At 65.5% G+C, this 7,731-nt stretch carries 8 protein-coding genes; 3 read left to right on the top strand and 5 right to left on the bottom strand.

Going from position 1 to position 7,731, the window contains the following annotated elements; translation table 11 throughout:
- On the bottom strand, positions 1 to 1,110 hold a 1,110-nt coding region (locus AOQ71_RS48085; protein WP_245316972.1), incomplete at its 3' end, for a CHASE2 domain-containing protein.
- A 63-nt stretch (positions 1,111 to 1,173) separates the two neighbouring features.
- Complete coding sequence (locus AOQ71_RS18150) at positions 1,174 to 1,701, bottom strand: FecR domain-containing protein (protein WP_057748765.1); 528 nt, start codon at positions 1,699 to 1,701, stop codon at positions 1,174 to 1,176.
- 611 nt (positions 1,702 to 2,312) lie between these two features.
- Between AOQ71_RS18150 and AOQ71_RS18145 the strand changes: the two genes are divergently transcribed.
- A complete protein-coding gene (locus AOQ71_RS18145) occupies positions 2,313 to 3,401 on the top strand; it encodes a DUF2778 domain-containing protein (RefSeq protein ID WP_057748761.1) in 1,089 nt (362 codons plus the stop codon).
- 75 nt (positions 3,402 to 3,476) lie between these two features.
- On the opposite strand, the gene AOQ71_RS18140 is transcribed toward AOQ71_RS18145, so the two are convergent.
- Together AOQ71_RS18140 and AOQ71_RS18135 are read right to left on the bottom strand one after the other, a co-directional pair.
- Entirely contained in the window at positions 3,477 to 4,115 is a 639-nt protein-coding gene (locus AOQ71_RS18140) for a glutathione binding-like protein (RefSeq protein ID WP_057748950.1), read from the bottom strand.
- Between the two features lie 12 nt (positions 4,116 to 4,127).
- Complete coding sequence (locus tag AOQ71_RS18135; RefSeq protein WP_057748758.1) at positions 4,128 to 4,721, bottom strand: cysteine hydrolase family protein; 594 nt, start codon at positions 4,719 to 4,721, stop codon at positions 4,128 to 4,130.
- 127 nt (positions 4,722 to 4,848) lie between these two features.
- Here AOQ71_RS18135 and AOQ71_RS18130 point away from each other — a divergent pair, with 127 nt between their 5' ends.
- Together AOQ71_RS18130 and lepB are read left to right on the top strand one after the other, a co-directional pair.
- Positions 4,849 to 5,682, top strand: coding sequence for a LysR family transcriptional regulator (locus AOQ71_RS18130; protein ID WP_057748755.1), 834 nt, complete (start codon positions 4,849 to 4,851; stop codon positions 5,680 to 5,682).
- 125 nt (positions 5,683 to 5,807) lie between these two features.
- Positions 5,808 to 6,554: a signal peptidase I gene (gene lepB, locus AOQ71_RS18125; protein ID WP_057748752.1), complete on the top strand. Its 747-nt coding sequence runs from the start codon at positions 5,808 to 5,810 to the stop codon at positions 6,552 to 6,554.
- A 136-nt stretch (positions 6,555 to 6,690) separates the two neighbouring features.
- Here the strand turns inward: lepB and groEL are convergent.
- The coding region (groEL, locus tag AOQ71_RS18120; RefSeq protein ID WP_157083565.1) for a chaperonin GroEL at positions 6,691 to 7,731 on the bottom strand (1,041 nt) is incomplete at its 5' end.

The raw sequence follows: 7,731 nt of genomic DNA, 5'->3' as shown, positions 1-7,731 counted from the left end.
GAGCGTGGTCGCAGCGTCGAGCCAGACGCCATGCGTGAACGCGAACAGATTGAGCCCGGCCCAGGCGACCATCACGGCGGCCGCCGCGACGAAGCCGAGCGCGCTGCGCCGCCAGGCCAGCAGGCCGATCAGCAGCATCGGCAGCAGGATCGCTGTGAGCGCGTCGGCGATGTGAACCTTGCGGTCGCGCACGATGCTGTCGCCGGCGACGAGATGCGTGATCGCGGTCGAGATGACTTCGACGCCGGGCATCAGGGAATCGAACGGCGTCGGGAAGAAGTCGCCGCCGCCGGCAACCGCGGCGCCGATCACGACGATCCGGTTCTCGACCGCCTTGCGATCGAGCGTGCCGTCGAAAATGCTCTGCGCGCTAACGGTGCGGATGGTTCGGCGCGGGCCGTAGTAAGTGATAGGCAGCGAAAAGTCGCTGTCTACAGGCACGACGCGATCGCCGAGCGTGAGATGATCGGGCGCGATCGTCAGCTTCTTGTCGAGCGCGCGGCTGGCGACCCGCAGCGGCAACGACAGTTCGACCTTGTCGCCGGTCCGGAACAGCATCGGCACCGAGAGCGGTGAGCCGGATTGCCCGGTCGCGACGTTGACGATGCCGACATCGGCGTGATCGGCGAAAGCAGGCAACGGCAACAGGAAGCGCTCGGCCTGGGGCAGGATGGCGAGCGGTCCGGCGCTGCCGGGGCCAACGGTTTCGCTCTCGTTCGGGAAGATCGCCGCGGCCGCGAGCACCATGGGACCGGTTGCGAGCGTGTGCGCCAGCGTGGCGTCGCCGATCGCAGCGCTGCGATCGACCAGCAGCAGATCGATGGCGATGACCTTCGGCTTGAACTGCACAATGGCGTCGACCACGCGCGCCAGATCGGCCCGCGGCAGCGGATAGGTGCCGCCGCGCTTCACCACGGTGTCGTCGATGGCGACGATGGTGACGAGATCGGGCGGGGCCTGCACGCCGCGCGCAAGCGTGCGCAGGTCTGTCAGCGTCGCCTCGAGCCGATCGAGAAAGGCGAGATGGCCGTAGGTGTGAGCGGCAAAAATGCCGCCGCCCCACAGGGCCGCAAGGACAAGGGCGAGCAGGATCTGAAAACGTCTATTCATTACGTCGTACTACAATCTGTCTTTCCGCGTCTCGTGCGCGGGTCTTATTGATGTGTACGGGCCTTATTGACCCAATCTCGCCATCAGCGCATCGACGCGAGGCTGGCCCCAAGTCTTGACAGTCAGCGGACCGCTCGCTTCCACGTCGACGCCTTCGCCGGGACCTAGCACGGCGCCGCGTCCGCGCGCCACCCTCCGGGTCACACCGACGCGGCCGTTGGCGACGAACACGGAGGTCTTGGTCTCTGCGACATCGACCGCCCATTTGGTGCCGCGCACCGCGGCGATCGCTTGCGGCGTCAGCACCTTGAAGGGATTGCCGCCGGGTTTCCTGGGCACCTCGACCAGCAGCGCTTTGCCGCTCAACTCGACGGTGTCTATATGTCCGTCGCGGTTGACGTCCTTCAGTTCAAATCTCGCGCCGTTTTCTGCAACGATCGTGATGCCGTTGTCGCAACGCCACACTTGCGTGCCGGCGGCGGAGGGTGACGCGGTGCAGCCCACGTCCGTGGCAGGCTGTGCGGTCGCAGATCCGATCAACAGCAACGACCACGCCAGGGCGCAACACCCCGCGCGCGAAAACCCACTCATGCCAGCCTCCGTTTGACGTGCTCGGCACAGTTCAAGGCGATGTTGATACGGTACCGTATCATGCGCAGAGGCTGCTGAAAAGTGCCGGAGCGTGTAGCTATTTTGCCGCCGCGGCCATTTCCAGATTGGGGCGATCAACTTTCGGTCAGGGCACCCAGCGACGTCGGCGGCGTGAGGTGAAATGACGCCGCCAGGCATCAGCCTCGCGCAACGCTTGCCCGCTATCTTGCGGACATGGATGACCACGAAAATGACTTGGTTGGTGGGTCCAAAGGTGCGGTCGGCGAGGCCCTCTGAGTGTGCTGAACCGGCCGAGAATTATGGTTAACAGTGTCGCCTAAGTCCGTAGTTCCGCGGGCCTTTTTCTCAAAATGGCACAGCGTTAACGAGCTGCCCTACAACCGCCTGAACTTAATCTGCATTTAACTAAAAGTCGCCTTAATGACGCTCCGACCCTCTGCGAGATGCTGGTTCCGGAACGTGACCAGCGGCGCTTCGAAGGGGGACTGAGTGACACCGTCCTGGACGCAAGGCGAATGAGTACGAGTATCGCTGCGCCGAGTTACGCGGCACGGAAGCAGAAAAATTCCTATCGGAAGCCTTCCCGGAAAATGACCACCCAAAACCTGCTTGGCGCCGCCGTGGCCGGCTGCGTCTTGCTTGCCGGCTGGACCGTCTACAACAACATCTTCGCCGCCAGCGTCTATCCGACCGTCGGCAGCGCCGGTTACGACGAGCCTGTGGTCAAGCGCGCGCCCAAGGTGGCGCTGCGCGAGGCGGGCGAGGCCATCAGGGAAACTTTTGCACTGCTGCCCGACCGGCTGCAGGTGGCCAAACCGATTTCACGCGAACAGTTCAACGAGCGCTTTGCCGCCGCGGCGACGCAGGGTGTCGAATCGAACGCGGCGAGCGCCGCACCTGCGGCTCAGGTCGCGGAAGCCACGCCGAAGCCGACCGTTGTCGCGAAGGTCGCGGAAGTGCTGAAGCCGCTCAACCCCGCCAGGGTGGCTGAGCGGGTCGCTGACAAGGTCGCTGACGTCGCGAAGGGCAAGCGCTCGGACGCGCCGGTGCAACTCGCCTCCGCCGATCCGGCCCAGATCGTGCCGGCGCCGGAAGCCAAGCCAAAGTCGTTTGCCGATCGCGCCAAGGCTGCGGTGATGTCGATCACTGGCCCGCGCCAGTCGATGGTGGAGAAGCTGTGGGGCAAGCGCGAGTCCTCCGGCGGCCTGCTCGCCTACGCTTCGGCCGATGCCAGCGTGACCTCGGCGATCGCGCCGAAGGAGCAGAACCCGATGTTCGGCGGTGCCCCGCCCTATGAGCGCGACACCGCGGTCTACGACATCACCGCCAAGACGGTCTACCTGCCCGATGGCACCAGGCTCGAGGCGCATTCCGGCCTCGGCTCCAACCTCGACGATCCGCACTCGCAGCGCGTGCGCATGCGCGGCGTCACCCCGCCGCACATCTACACGCTGAAGCCGCGCGAGGCGCTGTTCCATGGCGTGCCCGCGCTGCGTCTCACGCCGATCGGCGGCGAGAGCGCGATCTACGGCCGCGACGGCCTGCTGGCACACACCTTCATGCTCGGGCCGAACGGCGATTCCAACGGCTGCGTCTCGTTCAAGGACTATTACGCGTTCCTCGACGCCTATCGCAACAAGGGGATCCGCAAGCTGGCGGTGCTGGCGCGGGTCGACTAGGCCTGGTCAATTCGAGATCATGCAAAAGGGCCGCTCGCTGCGGCCCTTTTTGATTTTCTGCTTCCAGAGTGACTGCTACGCCGCATTGACCGGGACGGACTTGCGCAATGCCATCTCGATGGCGATCGCCTCTCGCATCACGGGCCGTGCCTGCATGCGTTCGAGATATCCAGCGAGCGAGGGCCATTGCGCGACATCGACGCCGGCGGGGCGAAGCAGCAGCAGAGCCCAGGCAAGATGCGCGTCCGCGACGGTGAAGCTGTGACCGACGAGGAATTCGCGGTCCGCCAGATGCGCTGATGGCACCGACAGCGTCTGGAGGATCCGCGCGCGCGGCTTGGCGAGCGAGCCGTCGTCCTTGTACCAGAAGGTCGGAAACAGGAACGCCTTGTGGATCTCGGTGCCGACGAAGCTCAGCCATTCCTGCAGGCGGTAGCGATCCAGATCTCCCGGCCGCGGCGCAAGGCCGCGCTCGGGCCTGAGGTCAGCGATGTATTGCAGCACCGCCGCGCTCTCGGTCAGCCGCTCGCCGTTCTCCAGCACCAGCACCGGCACGGCGCCCTTTGCGGAGATGTCGCGAAAATCGCGCCCGCCGTCCGCGATCGTCTTGGTCGCAAGATGCACCTGGTGATAGCGCGCCTCGAGACCTGCCTCCATCAGCGCGATGCGGCTCGCAAGCGAGCAGGCCATCGGCGAGAAATAGAGTTGCAGCATCATGTTGCTCCGTTATCTCAGCGCATCGCCGCGCGCGATGATCGCGAAGCGGTCGGAAAGCTCGGCGAGCGCAACCTCGTGGATGGTGCGCGCGTCCAGCGTGCCGCCGCGCCCATCAGGCAGGTCGCGCGTGGCGCAGGCATCGGCATCGATGGTGGTGCGAAAGCCGAGATCGAGCGCGGCGCGCGCCGTGGAGCTGACGCACATATGCGTCATGAAGCCGGCCAGCACGATGTTCTTCCTGTCGGTTGCGGCAAGACGCGACCTAAGATCGGTGCCGGCAAACGCATTGGGCAGCTCCTTCTCGATCACCAGCTCTCCGGCACGAGGCGTGAGCTCGGCGACGATGGCACCGCGCTCGCTGCCGCGATCGAACAGGCTGCCCGCCTTGCCGCGATGGGCGATGTGGATGATCGCCCCGCCAGCCTCGCGTGCCCGTGCCAGCAGCGCAGCCGCCCGCGCGATCGCGGGCTTGGCGTCGGGCAAGGCGAGGGGGCCTGCAAGATATTCGTTCTGGATGTCGATCAGCACCAGCGCGGCATCGGCAAGGCGTGGCGGGGTGAGGTCGGCGCCGGCGAGCTCGAGCAGGGTCTTTGCGGTCGTCATGGTCAGGCAATCTCCAGGGCGAAAGGCCGGGCCAGCATAACGCCGGAGCCGCCTGCCGATATGCAGGGATATTGCAGCCGGTGGCTGCGATATTGCAGGCGCCTCCCGGCCGATATACCTTCGCCTCATGAACTGGGACGATCTGCGCATCATCGCCGCCGTCAGGGACGAGGGCACCTATGCCGGCGCCAGCGCGCGGCTGCGCATCGACGAGACCACGGTCGGGCGCAGGCTGTCGCGGATCGAGCGAGCGCTTGGCCTGCGTCTGTTCGAGGCCGCCGACGGCGTGCGCAGGCCGACGCGGAGCTGCGAGGCGGTGCTGGCGCATGTCGAGGCGATGGCCGCGCATGCGGCCGAGATCGGCCGCCTCAGCGAGAGCCTGGAAGGGCCGGTCGGGCGCCTGCGCATCGCCTCCACCAACACGGTCGCCGAGACGGTGTTGTCGCCGCGCGCGAGCGACTTCCTGCGCGCCAATCCGGGCCTCACGCTGCAATTCCTCACCTCCAGCGAGAACGTCAGGTTCTCGCGCTGGGAAGCCGATCTCGCCATCCGACTGCGCAAGCCCGACAAGGGCGACTTTGCGATCTCCAGGCTCGGGGACATCAAGCTCTATTATTTCGAGCCTGCCGCGACCGAAGGCGAGCCGATGCTATGCACCTATCCGGACGAGCTCGGCGCCATTCCCGAGATGCAATTCCTGCGCACGAAGAAGGCCCGCGCGCGCTGCGTCACCGACAACGTCCGGGTCATCCGCAATCTGATCCGCGCGCATCGGGCCGCCGGCGTGTTGCCGGAATATGTCTGCGCGGACCTGCTTGGCGATCGCCGCCTGCGCGCCAGCCTGCTGCCGAAGCGGCGCGACGTCTGGCTGCTGGTGCAAAACCACCTCAAGCGCGACGCCGCAACGCGCGTGACGATTGACTGGGTGCGGGCGTGTTTTCAGGAGATGGCGCAGAGTTGATCGGCGGCCGGCGGCCGCTTCGAACGCAGCCCGGCAGCGGGACGACCAAGTCGGACGGGTCAGGGATTGTGCGCGCCTACAGGTTGCGCAATCTGTGGCGACGACAATCTCGGGCAGGGAATGCGATGACCACGCTTCAGGACACCGTCCGGCCAAGGGCCAGACCTCGCGAATGGAAAGCGATTATCATCCTGATCCTGCTCGTGCCCGTGCTGTGGTCGCCGCTGATCCTGTTTCGCTACGTGCTGTTCCAGCCCTTCAACATTCCGTCCGGCTCGATGGCCCCGACGCTGGTGGTTGGCGACTACGTCTTCGCGGCGAAATATGCCTATGGCTACGGCCGCTATTCGTTTCCTTTCACGCCATCCTTTATCTCCGGCCGCGTCGGCGCTGCTGATCCTGCCTATGGCGACATCGTCGTCTTCCGGTCGCCGAAGGACAATGAGATCGACTATGTGAAGCGCGTTGCCGGATTGCCCGGCGATCGCATCCAGATGCGGCATGGACAACTCTTCCTCAACGACATCCAGGTGACGCGCGTCGCGCTGAAGGATGTCGCGGCAGGCTCCGCCTGCGGCGGCGACACCGGCACCAGGGTCAAGCGCTGGCGCGAGACGATGCCGAACGGGGTGAGCTACATCACCTACGACTGCGTCGACAATGGCTACGCCGACAACACCGAGCTCTACACCGTCCCTCCGGGCCATTTCTTCGCACTCGGCGACAACAGGGACAACTCCACCGACAGCCGCTTCAAGTCGGTGATGGGCTTCGTCCCGATGGACAATCTCATCGGCAAGGTGACGCGGATCTTCTGGTCGCTCGACGCAGAGGGGGAACTGCGCGCCGAGCGGCTGGGGAAGGTGCAATAGGAGGGTTCGTTGTAGCCCGGATGGAGCGCAGCGAAATCCGGCACACCGTTTGCGCTGCGCTCCATCCGGGCTACGGCCAAAACAAAAACCCCGGCATCGCTGCCGGGGTTTCGCAAGTCCTTGAGGTGGGTGGACCTTAGAAGTCCATGCCGCCCATGCCGCCGCCCGGGGGCATTGCGGGGCCGGCGCCGCCCTTCTTGGGCAACTCGGCGACCATGGCTTCCGTGGTGATCAGGAGCGCGGCCACCGAGGCGGCGTTCTGGATCGCGGTACGGACCACCTTGGTCGGGTCGATGATGCCCTTCTTGACGAGGTCGGCATATTCGCCGGTCTGGGAATCGAAGCCGTAATTGTAGGCCTTGTTCTCCAGGATCTTGCCGACGATCACCGAGCCGTCTTCACCGGCGTTGATCGCGATCTGGCGAGCGGGAGCCGACAGCGCCTTGCGCACGATCTCGACGCCGGTCTTCTGGTCGTCGTTCTTGGTGCGCAGGCCCTTGAGCTGCTCGGAAGCACGGAGCAGGGCGACGCCGCCGCCCGGGACGATGCCTTCCTCGACAGCCGCGCGGGTCGCATGCATCGCGTCATCAACGCGATCCTTGCGCTCCTTCACCTCGACCTCGGTCGCGCCGCCGACGCGGATCACCGCGACGCCGCCCGCGAGTTTGGCAAGACGCTCCTGGAGCTTCTCGCGGTCGTAGTCCGAGGTGGTCTCCTCGATCTGCGCCTTGATCTGCGCCACGCGCGCCTCGATGTCGGTCTTCTTGCCGGCGCCGTTGACGATCGTGGTGTTCTCCTTGTCGATCATCACTTTCTTGGCGCGACCGAGCATGTTGAGCGTGACGTTTTCGAGCTTGATGCCGAGATCTTCCGAGATGGCCTGGCCGCCGGTCAGGATCGCGATGTCCTGCAGCATGGCCTTGCGGCGATCGCCGAAGCCCGGGGCCTTGACGGCCGCGACCTTCAGGCCGCCGCGGAGGCGGTTCACGACGAGGGTGGCGAGCGCTTCGCCTTCGACGTCTTCGGCGACGATGACCAGCGGCTTGCCGGACTGCACCACGGCCTCGAGCAGCGGCAGCAATTCGTTCAGCGAGGAGAGCTTCTTCTCGTTGATGAGGATGTAGGCGTCGTCCATCTCAACGCGCATCTTGTCGGCGTTGGTGACGAAGTAGGGCGA

Source organism: Bradyrhizobium manausense (genome assembly GCF_001440035.1).
GTDB lineage: Bacteria > Pseudomonadota > Alphaproteobacteria > Rhizobiales > Xanthobacteraceae > Bradyrhizobium > Bradyrhizobium manausense.
Note: the sequence above shows the minus strand (reverse complement) of the source record. Positions and strands in the feature narration are given on the sequence as shown.